General features: G+C 34.6%; 12 protein-coding genes and 1 pseudogene. 8 read left to right on the top strand and 5 right to left on the bottom strand.

From position 1 onward, the window contains the following. Window positions 1–140: 140 nt before the first annotated feature. Genes ACRHOC_RS06350 through ACRHOC_RS06340 form a run of 3 tightly spaced genes read right to left on the bottom strand, consistent with a single transcriptional unit; the run spans window position 141 to window position 2,171 of the window. A complete protein-coding gene (locus ACRHOC_RS06350) occupies window positions 141–896 on the bottom strand; it encodes a helix-turn-helix domain-containing protein (protein ID WP_431157748.1) in 756 nt (251 codons plus the stop codon). A gap of 58 nt (window positions 897–954) precedes the next feature. Then, window positions 955–1,752 carry a hypothetical protein gene (locus ACRHOC_RS06345; protein WP_431157747.1) on the bottom strand — a complete coding sequence of 266 codons (798 nt, stop codon included), beginning with the start codon at window positions 1,750–1,752 and terminating at the stop codon, window positions 955–957. After that, window positions 1,749–2,171 (bottom strand): ABA4-like family protein, encoded by a 423-nt coding sequence (locus ACRHOC_RS06340; RefSeq protein ID WP_431157746.1) that lies wholly within the window; start codon window positions 2,169–2,171, stop codon window positions 1,749–1,751. The genes ACRHOC_RS06345 and ACRHOC_RS06340 overlap by 4 nt, the downstream gene beginning before the upstream one ends. Window positions 2,172–2,302: 131 nt before the next feature. Between ACRHOC_RS06340 and ACRHOC_RS06335 the strand changes: the two genes are divergently transcribed. Then, window positions 2,303–4,495, top strand: a complete 2,193-nt coding sequence (locus tag ACRHOC_RS06335; RefSeq protein WP_431157745.1) for an amino acid permease — start codon at window positions 2,303–2,305, stop codon at window positions 4,493–4,495. A 70-nt stretch (window positions 4,496–4,565) separates the two neighbouring features. Here ACRHOC_RS06335 and ACRHOC_RS06330 read toward each other — a convergent pair whose 3' ends face one another. Beyond that, window positions 4,566–5,150, bottom strand: a complete 585-nt coding sequence (locus ACRHOC_RS06330) for a hypothetical protein (RefSeq protein ID WP_431157744.1) — start codon at window positions 5,148–5,150, stop codon at window positions 4,566–4,568. A 367-nt stretch (window positions 5,151–5,517) separates the two neighbouring features. Between ACRHOC_RS06330 and ACRHOC_RS06325 the strand changes: the two genes are divergently transcribed. The 7 genes and pseudogenes from ACRHOC_RS06325 to ACRHOC_RS06295 form a co-directional block, all read left to right on the top strand. After that, window positions 5,518–5,973, top strand: coding sequence for a hypothetical protein (locus tag ACRHOC_RS06325; protein ID WP_431157743.1), 456 nt, complete (start codon window positions 5,518–5,520; stop codon window positions 5,971–5,973). Between the two features lie 256 nt (window positions 5,974–6,229). Then, window positions 6,230–7,552: a hypothetical protein gene (locus tag ACRHOC_RS06320; RefSeq protein WP_431157742.1), complete on the top strand. Its 1,323-nt coding sequence runs from the start codon at window positions 6,230–6,232 to the stop codon at window positions 7,550–7,552. Window positions 7,553–7,699: 147 nt separating this feature from the next. Then, window positions 7,700–9,118: a gliding motility-associated C-terminal domain-containing protein gene (locus ACRHOC_RS06315; protein ID WP_431157741.1), complete on the top strand. Its 1,419-nt coding sequence runs from the start codon at window positions 7,700–7,702 to the stop codon at window positions 9,116–9,118. 3 nt (window positions 9,119–9,121) lie between these two features. Beyond that, on the top strand, window positions 9,122–11,551 hold the full coding sequence (locus ACRHOC_RS06310) for a PorP/SprF family type IX secretion system membrane protein (protein ID WP_431157740.1): 2,430 nt from the start codon (window positions 9,122–9,124) through the stop codon (window positions 11,549–11,551). Between the two features lie 63 nt (window positions 11,552–11,614). Then, a complete protein-coding gene (locus ACRHOC_RS06305; RefSeq protein ID WP_431157739.1) occupies window positions 11,615–19,828 on the top strand; it encodes a T9SS type B sorting domain-containing protein in 8,214 nt (2,737 codons plus the stop codon). A gap of 21 nt (window positions 19,829–19,849) precedes the next feature. Next, on the top strand, window positions 19,850–20,836 hold the full coding sequence (locus ACRHOC_RS06300; RefSeq protein ID WP_431157738.1) for a PorP/SprF family type IX secretion system membrane protein: 987 nt from the start codon (window positions 19,850–19,852) through the stop codon (window positions 20,834–20,836). Between the two features lie 114 nt (window positions 20,837–20,950). Continuing rightward, a pseudogene (locus tag ACRHOC_RS06295) lies at window positions 20,951–21,100 on the top strand (T9SS type A sorting domain-containing protein); the annotation flags it as partial. 110 nt (window positions 21,101–21,210) lie between these two features. Here ACRHOC_RS06295 and ACRHOC_RS06290 read toward each other — a convergent pair. Continuing rightward, a complete protein-coding gene (locus ACRHOC_RS06290) occupies window positions 21,211–23,016 on the bottom strand; it encodes a GEVED domain-containing protein (RefSeq protein ID WP_431157737.1) in 1,806 nt (601 codons plus the stop codon). Window positions 23,017–23,082 lie beyond the last annotated feature (66 nt).

The raw sequence follows: 23,082 nt of genomic DNA, 5'->3' as shown, positions 1-23,082 counted from the left end.
AATGTTATAAATATAGGTAATAGAAATTCAAAATCAATAATTAAAACTATTGATATTAAACTGTTTACGATTATTTAATATATAATTAAACCGGTTTTAAAATACATGAGATAATTACTGAAGTAACAAAAACACAAAATCTAAGTATGCTGTTGCACATATCTTGATGGCCGTATACCGTATGTTTCTAGAAAGCTATCTGAAAAATGTGTCGCGCTTTTAAAGCCAATACGTTTAGCAACCTCAGTAATACTTAGACGCTGGCGATGTAAAATCAACATACCTTTATGTAACCTGAAGCGCTTTATAAATTTTCGTGGTGTTAGACCGGTTAAGCGGGTTAAACGCCAAAACAGTTGACCGTAAGTAATATTTAAGGCTTTGATAAAATGATGAATACTTAAGTCATCGCGTCCCCAGTGGGTTTCAAGATAATCCATAAACCCATTAAAAAAGTGTTCTTCCTTTTCTTTAAGGACTCGTACTAATGTCTTATCGATTTTAGCATGTGTATTCTGCTCTAAGTATTCTGCCTTAACGCGCGATGAGATTACCAACTGATCTTTTATAAATTCACAGTACTCTAAACACTTGGCTAAAGCTTTGGCATTATAATCAGCACTTTCTATTAAAGCGATTTTAAGTTGACGACTAAAGGATTTATGCTTTGGTGTTACATATTTAAATTTATATTGAACATCCAATGCACATTGCATGGCACTACTCACATCATTAAAAGTTACAGCGTAGTGGTTATTGTCTGCCTTTCTTATAACACCGTTATGCTTTTGAATGGTTTTAGATACGCTAGAATGAAATTTCTGGGTGAAAATGGTGTATTGAGAAGCCTCTACTCTAGACATGTAATCACTAACCTCAATTACCATTAAAAACATAGATTTCTATTTTACAACAAGTTAGTAAATTTTAATGGCATTTTCAATAGGCTATATTTCATGCTATAAAAGGCAAGCCTCGATACGCTTGATAATAGGTGTAAAAGACAAACGAAGCGAATAATAAAGCAAATACAGAAACTAATAGGATTTGAATCTTGAAACTTGTTTTTACTTTTTTAGTTATGAAAAAAGCAAAGATGGGAATGATCTGAATACTATGTAACCCAAAGAAATGAGCAACCCTAAGATCACCACCTATGGTGCTCCAGTTTAGTAATGGTAAACCTTCTCCTCCATCTTGTATACCAACATTATGCGACATCTGTTCAATCATTTGACCGCCAATCCAACTTCCAAAGATGATCACCAGCCACCCTAAAAACAGCGCATATTGTATTACTTTAGAAAGCTTGAGTTTGCAACGTACAGTTTCAAAAGCCATGAATACCATAACAAGTACATTGATACCAATAAAAATGCCCATAAGGCCAAATAAAATACCGTTGAGTGCCGAAGTTGTATTAAAATGCGATAGTTCACCTCTAATTGCTTGTATTGTAATTATGACTAATTCAAAAAGCATCGTCCAAGACACCAAGTTTCGAATAATATGAGATTTTAAATTGGAGAACGGATAGAACGTAATAATATAGCCTACGGTTAGGGTATAAATGGCTGTAGAGATAAAGAACTTAAAGGGTTTTATCCAAATATTAATGCCCATAATTTCACGATCGTCCATAAGCATTGCTGGAATACTCAAAACCGCACCTGTAAAAAGGACCATCGTGATAAGGTACAGGATTGGACTTTCCCGCTTAACGGTTTTAAAGATTGCTTTTAAGTGCTTCACGCTTTTTGTTTTTTAATAGCTCTAATGATCATAAATATCATAAATCCAATAGGCCCTAACATAAAGGTTCCTATTAAACAAGGCGCCATAAGAATAGGATGAATTTTTAATGTTTTGTTCTCATCTAACATCCACATCCCAACGAGCAGATCGAAAGCAAGATAATGTACCCAACCTGCCAGCACTGCATTTTCAAAAGTAAATAGGTACATCACTGATTCTAAACTTCCAAAATCCATCGGTGGACCACTTAACATTGAAGTGATGATATAAATGGCATAAATAACCGAAAGTAAAAGTGGAATGATTTTAAAATCAATTAAAAATCGAGTAACCTTCCATTTAGGCAAGGCAATCATTAAAAGCCACATTGGCATAGCCATGAGATTGGCTAATGAAAAAACTTCTGGAGTTGACATACGAATTGATTATAGTTATGATGTTTAAGTTACATCAAATTGTTGAAACCATAAATGAGAGGTATAATTAAGATCTTAAAAAGGATTTTCCGATAGAAATTACTACATTGAGTCTATTAACCAATTATACAATGCCTAACCAAACTCATCAACTTAAAAAATTCGGAACTTTTGGAGGTGTATTCACTCCAACTTTACTAACCATTCTTGGTGTTATTATGTACTTAAGACTTGGTTGGGTAGTTGGTAATGCTGGTCTACTTGGTGCTTGGTTAATTATCATAATGTCCTTCCTAATTACCTTATGCACGGCTTTATCTATGTCGGCTATCACAACAAATATTAGAATTGGTGCTGGAGGTGCCTATGCTATTGTGTCACAGGCTTTAGGGCTTGAAGTTGGTGGTAGTTTAGGGATACCCAGATATGTCTCCCAAGGCCTTGCTGTTACTATGTATATCTTTGGTTTTCGTGAAGGTTGGCTTGGCATTTTTCCAGATCATAATGCCTTTTTAGTAGATGTTGTTGTCTTTGGAATTTTATTTATCATCGCATATATCAGCGCTAATCTTGCCATAAAGACCCAGTTTATTATCATGGGTATTATTATTCTGTCCCTTGTATCTATTGTTATTGCGGCATATGAAGGCTCAATGACCTTGCCTTTAAGTGATTCATTAAGTTGGGGTTCGTTTAGAGGCTCAGTAGAAAATGGTTTTAGTGGGAGTTCATTTTGGGTGGTCTTTGCGGTCTTTTTTCCCGCAGCCACAGGTATAATGGCTGGTGCAAATATGTCGGGAGAACTAAAAGATCCTAAAAAAAGTATACCTAATGGCACACTCTGGGCCATTGGTGTAAGTTTTGTCATCTACATGGCTTTGGCCTTTTGGATTAGTAGAAGTGCTACAGAGCAAGAATTAATTAGTGATTATTATATCATGGTAGAGAAAGCCTATTTCGGACCACTAATTATTGCTGGTATACTTGGTGCTACCTTCTCCTCTGCACTAGCATCTATTGTGGGATCGTCTCGCATATTATTTGCTATGGGCGAACATAATGTTTTACCTTATTCTAAAGTATTAGCTGGACAAAGTAAAAATGGACAGCCAAGAAATGCGATGATGGTAACTGGGATACTCATATTCCTAACACTATTAATGCGTAACCTTAATGCAGTAGCGCCTTTAGTGACTTTGTTTTTCTTAATTACTTATGCGATGATTAATATCGTTGTGATTATTGAGCAAAATCTTGGATTGATTAGTTATCGTCCAATATTTAAAATAAAAAGATGGGTGCCATGGCTAGGGCTTATTTCCTCTGTATTTGCCATGTTTATAATTAATCCAACGGTGAGTTTAATTTCGATAATGATCGTACTAACCGTCTATTATTATTTATCGCGCCAAAACTTAGAAACGCCTTTTGAGGATGTACGTTCGGGACTTTTTGTGTCTTTTGCAGAATGGGCCGCAAAACATACTTGGGGAATGAAAAAGATGCAACAGCGCGCCTGGAAAGCCAATCTAATGGTACCTGTAAGAGATGTTAATGGTCTTAAAGGATCTTTTGAGTTTTTAAGGAACATAGCAATGCCTAAAGGATCAATTAAACTATTAGGTATAGAGCCGTTTACTGAAGAAAATAAATTAGAGCATACATTAGATGAGATTTCCGCCTCCTTTAGAGAGAAAGGTGTGTTCTCCTCTTCTACTGTTATTCATACGGATGAATTTGCTAATGGAATTAATTACGGCAGTCAAGCTTTACAAGGTGCCTTTTTTAGACCTAATATTTTGTTTTTAAATCTTCAAGATCATGATGATTATGAGAATGAACTTCGTCCTGTAATGAACGAATCCATACGATTAGAAATAGGTATTCTTTTATTCTCGTTGCATAAAACAGCCTTGCTAGGGCAAAAAAACATTATAAATGTTTGGGTGAGCGACCGAAGAGGTAATTGGGAATTAGGTTGGGATATAGGTAACCTAGACCTATCGATCCTTATTGCTTATAAATTAAAAATGAATTGGACGGCACAAATTCGCCTTATTACAGTTTTAAAGCATGAGGAAGATCGAAAAGAAGCTACTGAATTTTTGAATGATCTCATTAATCTGGCGCGATTACCAAACACGTTAACGGAATTGTTTGTAGGTGATTTTAATGAAATTGTCACCAATGCACCAAGTGCAGATCTCAATATCTTTGGTATGGAACCCAATTTAAAATTCCATTTTATAAAAGATATGACTGCAAAGACAAATAGCTCTTGCCTATTTGTGAAGGACTCAGGCCATGAAAGTATACTGGCATAAAAAAAAGTCGCAATGGTTAATTACGACTTTCCTAAACATGGTTAAGGGACTAAATTATGCAGACTTAGGTTTAAGGATTTAATATGATATCTCGTTGCGCCACTAATATTCCGTCTACTTCTTTAGGCTGTAAAATACGCGCAACATTATTTTGTTTTTTAATTTTCTTTTTACATCGTTTAGATAGCAATGGATCTTCGTCGAATAAGAAAGTGTTTATTTCATAAGCCTTTTTAGAAGGCTCCTTTATTACAGGAAAAATTTGTTGTGGTTGATTGTATCGTCTATCATTACCAGGAACAAACGTGTAAAACGTGTATTTACCATCGGCATCTGTTTTTACCTGTGCACTATGGTGTACATAACGTTTATCGTTTTCCTCTCTTAAATCAAAATTACCATTCTCATCAGCCTGCTCTATAAATAAGATTACATCGCTTGCTGGTGTTGTACCATCACTTAAATAAATGGTTCCTGTAACTTTAAGTTTTTCTTTTTTGGTATTATAATCTGGAATAGTATCCGAATTCTTCAATTGCACATTTACATAATCATAAATAGGATGATTATCCAATAAACTATCCTGTGCATACACACTATTTATTGTACTAAGGCAAAAGAAAATGCAAAGCAGGTTGGAGATACGTTTCATCATGTGTTGAATTTGGGGTTCACTCAAAATTCTATCTTTAAGATCGTAACACCCTAAAAATCATATGAATATCAAATATTGTCGATTAAAAGAGTAAAAATGTCAATTTTACCGATGAAAAACACACTTATTTTATCTTTTCATTATGTTTTTAGAGCTAAAAAATTCCAAAAATTCTGGTCTAAAATGGACTAGAAATTGACCAAATGTCAAATAGTATTTCGTCGAATAAATATGCTTTTAATCCAATAATAATGCCGTTTATCTAAGTTTTTTGCATTTAAAGGATAAAAATAATCGTTAAATTTTCTTGGATTTATGGATTATTTGTATAGATTTGCTGTAGAAAATCCAAATCAAACCCATGAACATGAAAACTAAAATTACATTTTTTAGTGTCTTATTTCTACTTATGATCAGTATGAGCTTCGCACAAAAAAAGAAGGATCAACCTCAAAGCATTATTAGTGGAAAAACAAGTATATCTAAATACCATAGTAGAACGGATTTAGATAATATGCCAAAAGGCGAATTGCTTGTATTATATATAGAACGCATAGAAGTAATCGTAAATATTTTACCAAATATTGCTTTTGCAACAAAACCTGGAGTGACTTTAGAATCTTTAGGTATACCAGAAACAAAAGATAACAAGCGCGCTCTTGAAGAAAATCTTGAAGCTTCTGGTGAATATTTTGAAAGTACAATAGAATTTCAAAAGAAGATTCTACCCTATTCAGACACATCAGATTTAATCGCTGCGATTTTATTTTATGAAGAAACTTTAAAAGCCTTACATACGTACGACGACTTCAAAACAAATTAGTTTTTATTTTGATTTTATATTTAGTTAGTAATTAAACCTCGGCGTTAGCGTCGAGGTTTTTTTATGTGCAACCTGCTCCAGGTTAACAAGTCATAAATGCCTAATCTTAAGATAAATGCAATATTTGTAGGAATTTAAAACAAAAACATATAAAATAGTGCATTTCATCGATATTTTTTGTATTTCATAGGCTTTATAGTTATGTTTGAGTCATTAATAAAACAACCGCAAATAATAAAAACTTAACTGAACTACCATGAGAAATTTTACACTTACCGCATTGTTAATGATTTCTTTTCTAAGCATCTCTTTTGCGCAACAAGAGAAAGGAATTATTGGGTATGATAACTGGTTAGACAATTGGACCGAATTTCAACCAAGTAAAGTTAATTACGAAGAACCAAATCAAATATTAAGTGGCCGTATTGATAGTGATACTAAGCTTACAAAACGAAACACCTATCTTCTTGTTGGTGATGTATTTGTTACAAATAATGCTACACTCACCATTGAGCCTGGTACGGTTATTTTAGGAGACTTTGAGACCAAAGGATCTTTAATAATCAGTAAAGGATCTAAGCTTATTGCAGAAGGAAAACAAACCGATCCTATTATTTTTACTTCTAACAGAAGTGTGAAGAAACCTGGAGATTGGGGAGGCGTTTTTGTTCTTGGAGACGCACCATTAAATACATATGGTAACGAGTCATCTTTAAACTACGGATTAAAGCCTTCTTCCTTTATGGATATTGTTTATGGAGGTGAAAATCCTGAAAGTAATTCTGGTATTATTAAATACGTTAGAATTGAGTTTGCAGGAAATCGTACTCGAGAGCACGGTAATTTAAGTGGACTAACTTTAGCTGGTGTTGGAAGCGATACTACTATTTATAATGTAATGGTTGGCTATTGCGGTGGTAGCTCATTTAATGTACTAGGAGGTAACTTAATCCTAGTTAAAATGGTCTCTTATCGTTCTCATCAGAACGACTATAATTTTAACTATGGCGCACAGTGTAATATTTTAAATTCTATCGCTATTAGATCTCCATATGTTTCTAGTTCTGATGGTTCTAGAGCTTTATACCTAAAGTCTTATGACATCAAAGAAGACGCAGATCCATCTAAGGCTTACACAAATGTTAATGCTGAAAACTTAAGCTTAGTTAATGTGTCTTCAAACTTAGCTTCAGACATAGAAGTAGGATTGGTACAAGAGGCTATCTATATAGGTAATGATGTCACTTTTGTTAGTGATAGAAGCGTTATCTCTGGGTTTAATCCTGCAGTAGTTCTAGATGAGAATATAAAAATGACAGATGCAAGCTTAAGAAAGATTGAATTTGTTAGAACATATTTCAACAATTGTAATGGCAACATTTTTAGAGAAGGGTATACTAATAATGATGATTTAGAGAGCTGGTATGGTAGTAGAGCATTTAACAATGTGTATTCAAAAGCACCAGATACAGAAACATTCATTGCAAGTAACCATAAGAAATATCCTGATTTTAGATTGAGAATTAATCGCATCATAGCATCAAATGATTACTATGATGAAGATGAAGATGACAATTAATTCATAGGACAAGACTATTAGAAATTTTATAACCGCTTCATTGAAACTTATATATAAAATTTCAAAAACACAGCTTATAGAAGAATAACTACAGACCTACTCATGCTTACGATCTCATCTTTGAAGAAATGCTTGTTTTGCCTTTGTTTGATCTTTATTAGTATTAAAGACCAAGTATCGGCACAAGTAGTTTTAGGGACACCAAACCTAGGGTTTTCGCAAGCATGCGCTAACGAAGAATTTAATTCGTATTCTTTATCGTTTGTATTTTCACCAGAAAGTGCCTTACAATCTTCTAACCAGTTTAGTATTGAAATGTCTGATGCAGATGGTGATTTTTCTGAAGCAGTAGTTATTTATACATCACAACCTAACGAATTTACAACTTCACCTGCAACTTTGGAGTTCTCATTGCCAGAAACAACCTCTGGAGAGAATTATAAATTAAGAGTAAAAAGTAGTGCGCCAGCATCAACAAGTTCTGGCTCTGCAAGTTTTGCAGCCTATTATAAGCTTCAGGATACACCATTCTCTATTAATAATTTAGTGTCTACAGGTGCATTTTGTACAGGCGGAAGTTATTTATTATCGATAGACAATCCTGGAAATGAAAATAATGACTCTCCACTAAACTATCCTTCATTAACTTTTAACTGGTATAAGGAAACCAGTCCGACAACTTCTGAATTTGTAGCTGAAGGTCCTACGCTGTCAGTAAGTGTAGAAGGAACTTATTTTGTGGAAACTAATTATGGTACCTGTACCTCAAATTCTTTTTCAAATCGTGTTACCATAACAGAAGCAACTTCGGGTGAAGCAGATATCACAATTTCTTCGAGCTTAGGAAACCCTTATTGTCCAGAACAAGGTTCTACAACCTTAAGTACAATTGGTGGTAATAGTTATCAATGGTTTAAAGATGGAATATTAATTCCTGAAGCAACTGGTCAAATGTATCAAACAACAGATTCAGGCACTTTTTCAGTACAAGTTGATTTAGGTGAATGTTCAGCATCTGGTTCTATAGATTTAGTTAGTGAACTATTTGAAAGTGCTATAAATGTTGATGCCGTAAATTATATTGAAGAGGGCGAAACCTTAGCTATTGAGGTCGCTACTGATGCAATTGCACCAGAGTTTCAATGGTACTTTAATGATGAACTCATAGCTGGTGTAAATGGTACTAATTACACGGCTTCTGATTTTGGTGATTATGAAGTTGTTATAACAGAAACTACTGGGTGTACAGCTTCTGTAGCCTATATGTTCAGTATTGTTGAGGACTTTAATCAATTTCCGGATGTAGACGATATACCGAATATAATAAGCCCAAATGGTGACATGGTAAATGATACATGGCAATTACCATTAAAGTATGTTACAGGAACCAACACCGAAGTTGTGATTTTAAATGAATTAGGTATGGTAGTTTTTGAAACTATCGATTATCAAAATAATTGGCCACAAAACGACCTTAATCTTAATCAGGTGAATCAATTGTATTATTACATCATCACCACGTCCGAAGGTGTTGTCAAAAAAGGAACAATAACAGTTATTAAGTAAGATTTGAAACGCTTAGTCATCATATTAATAGTATTTGTGCAACTTGGTTTTGCACAACAAGATGATGGAGTAGTGTCATTTGATTTACCAATAAGAAACTCTTTGGTTTTTAATCGTTTTGCAATCAATCCTACATTTACGTTTGTGCGTCAGCAAAATAGATTTATAAATGCAACAAGTAAAAGAGAGCGCACTCAATTTAATAATGCACCAGAGACTTTATTAGCTAGTTACTCAGGACGATTTTCAGAAAATATTGGTGCTGGTGTATCAGCATTTCAACAAAATTATGGTGTATTGACTACGTTTGGTGGTGTTTTAAACTTCGCCTATAATGTAAAACTAGAGCAAGATAGTAACTTAACATTCGGATTAAATCTTGGTGCATATACTAGTGGTATAAATACAGGAAATGTGGTAACAAACTTTGATGATCCTTCATTACAAAATGTACCATCAAACACTTTAGTGACTGTAAATCCAGGTATAAATTATGGTACTAAATTTTTAGATTTCGGTATCTCTTTCAACAACATCGTATTATACAATCTTGGAACATCATCAATGATTGAAGATGATCCAAGACAAGCTATTAAAGCTCATATTATGCATACTGGGTATTTTGATGGACGTGGATTCTTTGATAATACTAAATTTTCAGGTGCTCTAATGGCTGAATTTAGACCTGAAAAAACTGTAATTTCTGGACTTGCTATGTTAGATGTTCCTAAAGGCCTCTGGTTTCAAATTGGATACAATAATTTATTTGGGATGTCTGGAGGATTAGGTGTTAATGTTACTAAAAACATTGCACTAGAATTTAATATCGAAAAAGCTCTAGGGAATCAAGTGGAATTTGGTACATCTCATGAAATTTCATTGGCTTACAGAATCATCAACAAAAAGAAATTTAAATATAATGGTGATGATGAAGTTAGTGGACTAATATTCGACACTAAAAAGACTATTAAACCAGTTAAAAAGGCATCAGAAGAAGAACTTGCTGGAATTAGAGAGCGTGCTAAACAACGTCGTTTAGAGCGAGAGGCTAAGTTATTAGAAGAAGAAAAGGCTAAAGCTGAAGCAGAAACACAAGCAAAACTATTAGCAGAACAAAAAGCCAAAGAAGAAGCAGAAGCTCGTGCAAAAGCATTGGCCGAACAAAAAGCTAATAAAGAAGCTGAAGCTCGTGCAAAAGCACTAGCAGAACAAAAGGCTAAAGAAGAGGCTGAAGCTCGTGCAAAAGCATTAGCAGAACAAAAAGCTAAAGAAGAGGCTGAAGCACAAGCAAAACTTTTAGCTGAGCAAAAGGCTAAGGAAGAGGCCGAAGCACAAGCTAAACAATTAGCTGAGCAGAAAGCTAAAGAAGAAGCCGAAGCACAAGCTAAACAATTAGCTGAGCAGAAAGCTAAAGAAGAAGCTGAAGCACAAGCGAAACTATTAGCTGAGCAGAAAGCTAAGGAAGAAGCTGAAGCACAAGTAAAACTTTTGGCTGAGCAAAAGGCTAAACAAGAAGCTGATGCAGAAAAAAGCAAGGAAGAGTTAATTACTAAACCAAAAGATGAATTTGGTAAAGCAATGTTAGGTCTAGATACTTTAGTAGAAGCTAGTAAAAAAGCGCAAGACAAATTATTGAATGAATACACAGACATTATAAATGTTAAGGATGAAGACCTTAAGGCATTAAAAGAAGAAAATGATCTTAGTGAACAAGGTATTACTGTAGCACCACGACCATTTAAAAGTGTAACCGCTGAAAACAATAAGTTAAGATCTATTAAATCTGATCTTGAAGATGTTATTAAGGACCAGGATGATAAAATAAAAGAATTAAAAGCATTATACGAAGAGCGTACCATTATTGGTGACACCTTAACAAATGATACTGTTCTACTGTTTTATAAGAACAAAATAAAACGTCTTGAAGCTGAACAATTACAAGCTGTAAGGACTAAAGCAGAGTTAGAATCACGTTTAGAAACCATTAGAGTTGCTACAGAATTTGAGAAAAGAAGACGTATCGTAAGAGCAGCTTATGATAACGAAGAAGAACGCTATGCGCAAGATCGCACAACGTTAGAAAACATAAAGAGAAATACAAAACTTGCAAGTACACCATATGAAGAGAACGATTTTGATTTTGGAGAAGATCAAGGTAATAACATAAAAATATTAAAGAACATAAGTAATGAAGAAAACGGCTTCTATCTTGTTTTAGCAGTGCATAAAGATGTAACAAAGCGAAATGATTTTGTCACCAAATTAGTTGCCTCTGGAGAGCAAGGTGTAAATTTCTTCTATGACGTCAATACGAGTAAGTATTACATCTATATCAATAAATTTAATAATCTAGGAGAAGCAAATGCAGCTCTTAATAATAAAGGAACGACACCATATAATGTAAAAATGTCCCTCGTTAAAATAGAGAATTAATAGTTAAGCAAAGCATTATCTATTCTATGCCCTTAGGACTAGATAAGCACAAAATTAAAAACCATGAAAAGACCTACATTTTCAAGAATTTTAATTCTGATTACATCAGTAATTATAGGGGTTCAGGCATATGCCCAAAATTACCAACCATTCACACCGAGGTTTGACCAAGATTTAAAAGGGGACATCTTATTGATTGGTAATAATATACTCGGACCAGACAACAATGCCTTTAACGATCCTAATGTCTATAACCACAATGTTGATATGCAATACATCGATATTGATGGAGACCCAACTACATTTAGTTCTTCGAGTGCAGATTTAGAAATACCTAACCCTAACTGTTATAGAATTATTTACGCAGGTTTGTATTGGGGAGCCGTTAATCCAGGATCTGAACCTATAAATGAAGTCAGATTTAGAGGTCCTGAAGGAGGATACTTTGATGTTACTGGAGAAATTATTTTTGACGCCAATGGTACAACTGTAGATGGTGGTGATAGTTTTTCATATGCTTGTTTTGCAGATGTTACAGATATCGTTACAAATTACACCAACGATTTAGGAACATATACGGTCGCTAATGTATCTTCTGGTACAGGAGAGACTTCTACTTTTAATCCTTATAACGGAACTGGTCAATCAGCTGGTTGGTCATTGTTTGTAGTTTATGAGGACCCTACTTTACCTGGAAAATCCATTACCAGTTTTGATGGGTTTAGTGCAATTTCTGTCCCTGGAGCCAATCCAGCTTTAGATATTCCTGTAGATGGGTTTAGAACAGTACCTGCTCCTGCTCCTGTAAGAGCAAATTTTGCTTTTGCAACTTTAGAAGGTGATAGTCCAATATTAGGAGATCAACTTTTATTAAATGGTGTAAATTTATCTACTGCAGATAGACCTGCAACCAACTTCTTTAATAGCTCTGTGACGCAGCTTAATGCCATGCCAGTTAACAACAGAGTGCCTAATAGTTCTAATACTTTAGGATTTGATACAGGTGTAATTGCAGTACCTAATCCAGGTAATTCCGTCATAGCTAACGACGCCACTTCTGGAGTTATTCGGTTAGAAACAAGTGGCGATACCTATTTTCCATATTTCTTTGCTTTTGCCGTAGAAATAATCGAACCTGCAATTGTTCTCACAAAGATTGTAGAAGATGATCTAGGAAATGATATTGGTGGAGAGTTAGTGGACTTAGGAGCTTCACTTAATTATGTGATTGGCTTTCAAAATACGGGTAATGATAATGCTACTAATTTTCAGATTAGAGATATCCTTCCAATTAATATCATTTTTAATTACCCTGAAGATCTTGTACTCCCACCTGGAGTTACGGTGGCTAGTTACAATCCTGTTACACGAGAAATTATCTTCGATATTGATAATTCACTAGTTGAAGAAAATGATCCTGTTTACGAAATTAGAATACAAGTTCAAGTTGTTAATACTTGTGGTGATTTAGCAGATGCCTGTTCAAATATTATCAATAATCAAGCATATGCGACGTATAATGGATTTTATAATCCAACCTTTCAGATTACAGACGATCCTAGTTTAAATAGTAATACGGGATGTTTGTTTACGCCACAGGCAACTAATTTCTTAGCTGACTTAGATTGTGAATTCAGGGAAGAAGTTATTTTATGTGGTAGCACAGTTGAATTAACAGCAGCAGATGGATATGATTCCTATTCTTGGTCAACAAGTCCAACAGGTACACCAGTAATTGGAACTACACAGACTATCACTGTAAATGCTACCGGAACGTACTATTCTTTTAATACAGCAATCGCACCATGCCAATCTATAGAACAGATTTTTGATGTTCAACTTTTTGGTGGTGATGTAACAAATCCTGTTATACCTTATGCAGACGAAGTTGTCACTTGTCCTAATGATGGAAAATTACTACCAAATATATTTTTATGTGGTGGTGATGACAGTAGATTTATTGAAACAAACATATCTAACTCAACGACTATAATTTGGGAACAGCTAGATGAGACAAGTTGTGCGGCGGTTACAGATCCTGATTGTGCAAATGAAGATCCTGTTTGTGTATGGAATGAAGTTGAAACAGGACCAAATTTCTTAGCGGACACTGCTGGTCAATTTAGATTAACCATTAATTATCCAGGAGGGTGTTTCAATCAATTCTATTTTAATGTTTATACCAATCTGTTAGAACCTTCTGTAATAGCAAACGACATAATATGTTCTACACCAGGTAGTATCATTGTAAATGATGTACCTAATGGATATGAATATAGTTTAGACGGCATTAATTATCAAGCCAGTAATATCTTTTCAGTTTCTACACCGGGAAATTACTCTGTTTATATCAGACAAATTGGAGTGCCTACAAACCCATGTGTGTTCTCAGTATTGGATGTATTAATTAGAGATAGAGAGTTTACAGGTGAAGCAACGGTTGTTCAACCATTATGCCATGGTGAACCTGGTAGTGTATTATTAGCCGCAAATGATATAGATCCACAATATTCATTTTCTATTTACAATGGAGGAACACTCGTTAATAATGTTGGACCAATTTTAGAAAACACATATAACTTTGAAAATTTAAACCCTGGTACTTACACAGTAACTGTAGAATCTGAAAATGGTTGTCTTTATTCTGAAGATGTAACAATTTCTGATCCACCATTACTTTCTGTTACTGCAGCCTTAACCACACCACTATCGTGTAGTGATGGTGAGATAACAATTTATCCTGAAGGTGGAACTCCTCCTTATTTCTATTATATAAATAGTACAACGGTATTTCAAACAGACCCTGTATATACGGTTACTAATGCAGGATCTTATGATATTACAGTAATTGACTCTAATAATTGTAGTGCCTCAACTACTATAAATGTTGATAGCATTCCAGAACCTGTTTTTAATGTTTCAACTACAGATATTCTATGCGGTGGAACTGGTGACACAGGAGCTATTGCTATTAATGTAACCAATCCCAATGGACATAGTATCGAATATAGTATATATGGTGGTACAACCTTTTCAAACTCTTCAGTTTTTTCTGGTTTAATTGCTGGTGATTATGAAGTAATAATACAGTACACCTCAGGTAGTTCAGTGTGTTATACTGCAACACAAACTGTTACCATTACCGAAAACACTGCTATTTCTGGAACTGCAGAATTAACATCCAATTTTTCATGTGTTGGCACAGGGGCAATTACAGTAACTAATGTAACTGGTGGAACACCACCTTACTCATATAGTATTGATGGTGTAAATTACCAAGTGAGTAATGTATTTAACGGATTAACACCAGGCACATATACAATTACAATTAGTGATGGAAATATTTGTACGTATGTTGCTAATAGTGTAACTATCGATCCTATAAATCCACCAACAGATATGGATTTTAGTTCTACTCCAATTACATGTCCAACAAACACTTCAACAGTTACAGTGACAAGTGTTACCGGTGGTACAGGAACAAGAGAATATCAAATTATTGCACCAGCTATCTACTCCACACCTTATCAAACTTTAAATAGTTTTACTGGTTTAGAGCCTGGCACATATACCTTTCAGATTAGAGATGAAAATGGATGTACTTACGTAGAGTCTTATACAATTGATCCAATTCCTGCACCAGCTGTAAATGTTGTTTTAACTCAAGATTTAAATTGTACAATAAGTCCAGACGCCATAATTACAGGTACCATAACTGGTCCAGCACCGTATACCTATGCTGTATCAATTAATGGTGGTGCTTTTGCACCTCAAGGAGCAACAGGTTCTACATTTGCATATACAGCAAGTACAGATGGTACTTACCAATTTGAAATTACCGATGGAAATGGATGTACGGCCTTATCCCAAGAAATAACAATTAGTCAGTTATCACCTCCCGTAATTGATCTTATTACTCAAAGTCAAGATATTTTATGTAATGGTGATTCTAATGGATCAATAGATATTACAATAGATCCAAACGCAGGTACACCACCATATACAATAAATGTATTTAATGATACCTCAGGATTTGATTATGGAACACAAACATCTAATCTACCTGCAGGTTCTTATACGATTACCTTAACGGATGCAAATGCCTGTACTGATACAGAAACGGTGGTAATAAATGAACCAGATGCTATTATTGTAAACTACAGTACAGTAGATATAACTTGTTCTGCAGGTGGTGTTTCTCAAGGATCAGTAATTATAGATTCTGTTACTGGAGGAACTGCACCATATAATTATTTTGTTACAGGTACTAACGGATATTCAAACTCAGAATTAAATGCTACAGGTTCAACTTCCGTAAGTTTCGATGTTGTAGATTTTGGTCTTTACCAGATTAATGTTGTTGATGCCAATGGTTGTTCAGTACTAGTACAGGATGTGTTAGTGGCCTCTCCTCCTACTGATTTAGATATTAATATTAATACTACAGTAAATTGTGCTACTGGTGGTGAAGCGGTTGTTAGTATTGGTAGTTCGTTAGCAAGTAGCGGTCCATTCTTTTTTAGTATTTATCAAGGTCCTATTTCTGTTTATCCTAACCCTCCAGGTTCGTGGATACCAGAAGATGCACCTGGTAGTCAGTCAGCTACATTTACTGGTCTTACTCCTGGTGTTTCTTATACATTTATCGTTTATGATCAGTCTACAAACTGTAGTTATTACGAACCAGCAACTGCTCCTATACCAACAAGCTCAACTTTAACTTTAAGTGCTGTTGGATCAGAAAATATAACGTGCACAGGAAGTGCAGATGGTAATGTTAGTTTTACTATTAATAGTGTTTACGGAACTGCTGTTAATGTAGATTACGAGATATTTGATTCGCTTTCACAGGTATCTACAGGTATAACCGGTTCTGGAACTGTGAATGCTAATGGAACATTAACTGTTTCTAATTTAGGACCTCTACCTTTAGGAAATTACTTTGTCTGGGTAAGTGAAACCACAGGACCTAATGCTGGATGTGGTGTAGTTACAAGTCCATTTAACATCACAGAATCTGCCTTCCCATTAGAATTATCGGTTAGCATAGATCAAAATGCCAATTGTAATGCAAATTCTGGAGTAATTAGTGCTTTTGGATTTAATGGTACTCCACCCTATCAATATCAAATTACAACTACCGCAACTGCACCATTGGCTTCGGATGCAGGTTGGTCTAGTACCAATATATTTAACGAAGATGCTGGAAATTACTACATCCATGTACTCGACGCTTATAATTGTGTGGTTAGTAGCCCTGTTGTGATATTACCACAAGACGATACACCTGTTATATCAGCTTCAGTTATTGATGATTGCGTATTAACTGATGGAAATTTTGAAATTAATGTATCCTTAGATACTCCGGGAATAGCTCCGTATAGTGTTAGTATAGATGGTGGAGCATATCAAGTTCAGACATTCCCTTTAACAATATTAAATTTATTTTCTGGGACACATACTATTGAAGTTCAAGATGCCAATGGATGTGGAAATCTAGTGTCTATTGATGTATATGCACCTTTAGAAATAAATGGAACATTATCAGCGAATCCATCATGCAATAATGATGATGGTGAAATTACTATTAATGCAACCCAAGGATCTGGAAGTTATACCTATGCCATTAGTCCTAATCCTGCAACTGCGGTTCTAACAGGAAATGTATATTCTGGCTTACCAGCTGATATTTATACCGTAACCGTTACTGACGCTATTACATTATGTATTACAGATTTTACTATTGCTGTACCTGAAGCAACACCACCGACTATTACAACAACTCCTTATTTGGTAGCTTGTTTTGGAGATAATTCAGGAAGTTTTGATTTGTTAGTTAACGGCTATAGTGGGACTTACAGTTATGAAGTTTTTGATAGTACCAATACTTCTGTTTTTGGTGTTGTTAATACAAGTACAACAACTAACCCGATAACCATTACCGGATTAACAGGTGGAACTTACACTGTTGAAATTACAGAATCAGATGTCCCATTTTGTAGTGCAAATTCTGATGTTATTATTCCTTCACCGTTAGATACATTAACTGTCACAGCTACTGAAACCTCTAATGTCTCTTGTGATAATAACCAAGGAACTATTATCGCGATTGCCGAAGGTGGCTGGGGTGATTACCAATATGAGTTAACGGGTGATGCCAATGTGCCTTATTCGTCTTCAGGTACCTTTGAAGGGTTAAGTGCTGGTAATTACGTTATTAATGTTATTGATGCTGAAGGGTGTATTGCTTCTACACCAATTACCTTAATAGAACCAACGCCTATAACAGCTGATTTTAATGCAAATACATCTACATTGGCATGTTTTGGTGATCAAAACGGAAGTATCACAGTATCAAATGTTGCAGGAGGTCAAGGCAGTAATTATACATATACACTTAACACTATATTGCCAACTCCGAGTTCTTCTGGACCACAGACTTCAAACGTATTTACTGATTTAGGTGCAGGTACATATAATATTACGATCGAAGATGGACTTAATTGTTCTACAACATCATTAGACATTGTTATCGAGGAGCCTACTTCTATTACGGCTGATCTTGTTGTCAACAGTACACAAACGTGTAATACGAATAGCACACTTACATTAAGTGCTTCAGGTGGTACTGGAAATTACACATACAGTGATGATGCCAACTTTACTAACATTTTAGGAACATTTACAACGTCAACAACGATTAATGTAAATCCTGGTACATATGCCTATTATGTTAGAGATGCTAACAATTGTGTTGCTACAATTTCTAATGAAATTACAATCGATCCGTTACCAGAATTGAATATTTTATTGGAATCAACAAACCCATTTATTAATTGTGCAGGTGATGACAACGGAACAATAACAGCAACTGCGCAAGGTGGATTAGGCAATTATGTCTATACATTACAAGATGGGAATGGGAATCCAATCACAGCCAATGAGGAACTGCCAGGTTATTTTACAGGATTAGTTGCAGGCGATTATATTGTTTTAGTTGAAAGTTTAGATTGTTCAGCTATTTCTGCTCCAATTTCAATTACTGAACCAAGTGAATCTCTAGATGCAACATTAGCAATTAATGATGTAACATGTACAGGCACCGAAAATGGATCAGTAGAAATTAATGCAACTGGTGGTACAGGTGTCATTAAGTATGCAATTTCACCACAGTTGAATCAATTTTTTGAAACCAATATCTTTGAAAATCTTGCACCTGGTGATTATGATATTATAGTCCAAGACGAACTTGGTTGTTACTTAACCTTCAATATTACAATTTCTGAACCAGAACAGGTCATCTTATCTATTGTTCCAGATTCTTTCTATCCAGAAGTCTGTGCAGGTGATGCTAACGGTGAGTTTAGTATTGATATCGCTGGTGGTAATCTACCTTATAGCGTAAGTCTTGATAACTATGATGGCCCTTATACAACAGGATTACCAACTCAAACCCAGTTTGATTTTACAGATTTAGATGGTGGTGATCATACAGTATTTGTAAGAGATGCAGAAGGCTGTGAGTCAGAGTGGAATATTACTTTCCCAGAATCCGTTTTTATTAATCCCGATGTTATAGTAGAGTATGTTTGTTTAGATAACTCCCAAGGTAATACAGTTACTATCACCGTTGATGAATCAATTACTGATTTAGATGATTTAGACTATTCATTAGATGGAGGACCATTTCAGCCAAGTAATATTTTCAATAATGTACCTGTAGGTCCTGATCATAGTGTTACTGTTAGACACACTAATGGTTGTGAACAGACAACACCCCTATTTGATATTGAAGGCTTTGAACCTGTAGAACTACAATTATCTGAAGGAGACCTTAATGAAATAATTGCTAATGCAACTGGTGGTAATGGTAATTATACCTTCTTTATGAATGGTGAAGATTATGGTAATGAAACCTCTTTTATAATAACAGAATCTGGTATCTATACCATTTCTGTTGTTGATAGTAGTGGTTGTATGGCCGAGGCTCAAATAGAGCTTGAGTTTATTGATATCTGTATTCCAAACTGGTTTACACCAAATGGTGACGGTGAATACGACACTTGGTCTCCAGGTTGTACAGAAAACTATCCAAACCTAACATTCGACATTTTTGACAGATATGGAAGAATGGTGGCTACTTATACAGTGGGAGAAGTTTGGGATGGAAGATATAACGGACAAGAATTGCCAACTGGTGATTATTGGTTTGTTGTTAAAACAAACGATCCTAATGTAGATAAAGAATTTGTAGGACATTTTACCCTTTACAGGTAATTGAAATTTGAAGAAATTAAGATGAAAAAAAGAATACTAATATTATTCATATTTATTACAACTTGTGGTTTTGGCCAAGAGTTGAATTTACCTGTTTGGACACAATATTTAGCAGACAATGATTTTGTGATTTCACCTACCTATGCTGGTATTGGTGATAATCTAAAGATTAGAGCAAATGGTTTAACACAGTGGGTAGGTATTAAAAATGCACCTGATAATCAATCTGTTTACGCAGACTTTAGATTTGCTAACCGATCAGGGATTGGTGTCTCTGCCTATAATGATAAGAATGGTAATACCAGGCAAAAAGGATTAAAGCTTTCATATGCGCATCATTTAACCTTAGACTATAAGTCGAAGCAATATTTATCATTTGGTATTTCATATAATATTAACAGCTTCAGAATCGATATCGAAAACTTTAATACTACCTATGAAATTCCAATATTAGATCCTGCTATTACGGACGATCGCTCTATCAATAATAACAATTTTGATGCTGGTATTTTATACCGTTGGAAAAACTTCTTTATTAGTCTTAATGCCAATAATTTAATTGAAAAAGATATTGACGATTTTACAGGTGTAGAGCCTAATCAACTTCTTAACTACCAGCTCTACTCAGGCTTAGTGTTAAGAAGTAAAACCAATAAAGATGTAGAGTTTGAGCCTTCAGTTTTCTTCCAATTATTTGACAGTGATAATAGATCTGCTACTGATATTAATTTTAAATATCGTAAGTTCAATAGAGATAGAAATTATTACTGGGTTGGTGCGTCTTACCGCTTTCTTAATGATCAATTCTTAGACCCACTAAATATAGGTCCTATGGGTGGCATTATGCATAATGGATTATATTTCGCCTATAGCTATCAGATTACCATGAATGATTTATCTGGTTTTAATTCTGGAACTCACGTTGTAACCATTGGTTTAGATCTTTTCCAAGGTGCCAGCAATTGTGCATGTACAAGAGGAACGAGTCAGAGTTATTATAGACTGTAGGCTGAATACTTCTTTGCTTTATATACCTCTGTGAATTAATAATTAGTAATTTCTAATAATCAAAATCACATAATTAAAGTAACTGATGATTTTTAAAAAGTTCAGTTCAGATTTTACAATATACATCGAAGTGAAATTTTATCAGAATCCATAAACTCGAATGATTATTCAATTGATGTCTCAAATTTAAGTTCTGGTATCTACATCATATTACTCAGCAATAATAACGCAAAGAGCAAGGTGCAGAAATTAATTATTAATTAGTAGAATATTCTCTTACTCGAATAATAAAGTTTCAACAAAAAATGATAAAAGGCCAATATTCAATAAATATTGGCCTTTTTGCCTAGTGTCTAAAAGTGTTGAGTTAATTATTATCTTACAATAAGTTTTTCTTTTCTTGATAATGTATTATCAGTAATTTCAATTATGTAGACTCCAATGCTTAAACTGGACAAGTCTAATACATTATGTATTGAAGTTTGATCTAATCCAAAATTGGAGATTTTTCTCCCATTAATATCATATAGATTTAATTGTGAGGCTGTTAATAACTGACCTTCTAAATGCAATTGTTTTGGACCTGAAGTTGTATAAATCTGTAAATGTCCAAAGGTTTCATCAACTACATTTAAAGTTGCTGATTCTACGTAAAGCGCATAATCTTCAGATTGTCCGTAAACTAATGAAGAATAACAAGCAGAGTCAATTAAATCCACACCACCAAAGCGATCATCAACATCGGTAACCAATCGCATTCTAATATAACTATCATATGGTATTGAAGTTGGATATGTTAAATCAAAATTAACTGTCCCACTACCAACAATATCATTAGATAAATGTTGCTGTTCATCTGTGTCTTCGAAGTCACCATCATTATTCCAATCTATCCACACTCCTAACTGGTGGAAATTTCCAGCAGTGACTGTTACATTCATGGTATTTGTAGTACCAGTATCAATAGAAAACAAACCTGTACAATTTTGACTTTTATCTAAATTCCCAGAATCACCTTCCGTAGTAGAGGAGCTTAACGTTGTACCATTAAGCGTAATTCTGGTAATACCAGAAAAATTATTAACAGCTGGCGAATTAACATTACAAGTAGCAGCTATTGGAGCAGTAAAACCTACCACAGGAGCTTCACTTCCTTTAGACAAAGACAATGCAGTTCCTTCCATTGCAGCTCTAGCACGTGTCTTTTGATCATTGGTTAAACGATCTGTACAATTGTAATAACTCATTACATTATAGATTGTATTATCGTCTACCCAAGCGCTTCCCGTACAAGTATTATTTGCAGGACATGTACTAGTTTCTCTTTGATGAGGCACAGTATCACTACAACCATCGCTATCTGTTCCTACAGTAGCGTCTGCAGGACAAGCGTCTGAAACTCCATCATTATTTGTGTCATCACCTTGAAACGTATGATATAAGTGAAAGAAGTGTCCTACCTCATGCACAACAGTACTATTATCGCCATTAGAATTTAAACCCCATCCATTGGTGTTGCCAGGATCATAACCGAATACAGTGCTCATCATCACTGATCCATGAGTACCAAAGTTCTCGTTATAAAAATATGCATAACCTTGAAATCCAAAGCCACCATTATTTCCATCAAGTTCAGTAACAATCCATACGTTGAAATAATCTGTTTGAGGCCAACTAATTAAATTACTAATATCGCTATAACTTGCTCCATTAGAATTAAGTACGTTAACACCGTGTTGAGAATACCCAGATAATCCAGAAGCATCGATTCTATTTATACCAGTTGTAGCATTACAATCTGGATCGCGTTGTGCTAAGGCAAATTCAATTTCAAAATCAATAGGACTATTCGTAGTTTGTCCACGGTAAAAGTCATTAAGATTATCTATACTACTTTGAATTTGTGCATCAGATATGTTAGAACCTGAGCCTACGGCTTCTCCGAGGTGCAACACATGAACTACTATGGGAATGGTTATCACATTACCATTGCGCTCAGTAAAATTCCCATTTAAAATAGAATTTTGAATCTTCTCTTCAGCCTCTCTTTCTAAAGCTATATAAGCAGGATCTTGTTGTAGCTCAAAACGTTTTTGGTCGAACGCACAACTTTGTGCATTAACAAGACTCGAAACACAAATAAAAAGTAAACCACATAGTAATAAGGTAATTTTTTTCATAAGATTTGGGTTGATTAACGGTATGCAATATACACATTAAATTGAAAAAATTACTTTTTATCGTAT

This window comes from Winogradskyella poriferorum (assembly GCF_050618035.1).
Taxonomy (GTDB): domain Bacteria; phylum Bacteroidota; class Bacteroidia; order Flavobacteriales; family Flavobacteriaceae; genus Winogradskyella; species Winogradskyella poriferorum_A.
This window is presented reverse-complemented; position numbering and strand designations above follow the sequence as displayed.

What these genes read in the sequence shown, in the direction of transcription:
- ACRHOC_RS06350 (WP_431157748.1), bottom strand. Translation starts at nt 896, where the DNA reads ATGTTTTTAATGGTAATTGAGGTTAGTGATTACATGTCTAGAGTAGAG.
- ACRHOC_RS06340 (WP_431157746.1), bottom strand. Translation starts at nt 2,171, where the DNA reads ATGTCAACTCCAGAAGTTTTTTCATTAGCCAATCTCATGGCTATGCCA.
- ACRHOC_RS06335 (WP_431157745.1), top strand. Translation starts at nt 2,303, where the DNA reads ATGCCTAACCAAACTCATCAACTTAAAAAATTCGGAACTTTTGGAGGT.
- ACRHOC_RS06330 (WP_431157744.1), bottom strand. Translation starts at nt 5,150, where the DNA reads ATGATGAAACGTATCTCCAACCTGCTTTGCATTTTCTTTTGCCTTAGT.
- ACRHOC_RS06325 (WP_431157743.1), top strand. Translation starts at nt 5,518, where the DNA reads ATGAAAACTAAAATTACATTTTTTAGTGTCTTATTTCTACTTATGATC.
- ACRHOC_RS06320 (WP_431157742.1), top strand. Translation starts at nt 6,230, where the DNA reads ATGAGAAATTTTACACTTACCGCATTGTTAATGATTTCTTTTCTAAGC.
- ACRHOC_RS06305 (WP_431157739.1), top strand. Translation starts at nt 11,615, where the DNA reads ATGAAAAGACCTACATTTTCAAGAATTTTAATTCTGATTACATCAGTA.
- ACRHOC_RS06300 (WP_431157738.1), top strand. Translation starts at nt 19,850, where the DNA reads ATGAAAAAAAGAATACTAATATTATTCATATTTATTACAACTTGTGGT.
- ACRHOC_RS06290 (WP_431157737.1), bottom strand. Translation starts at nt 23,016, where the DNA reads ATGAAAAAAATTACCTTATTACTATGTGGTTTACTTTTTATTTGTGTT.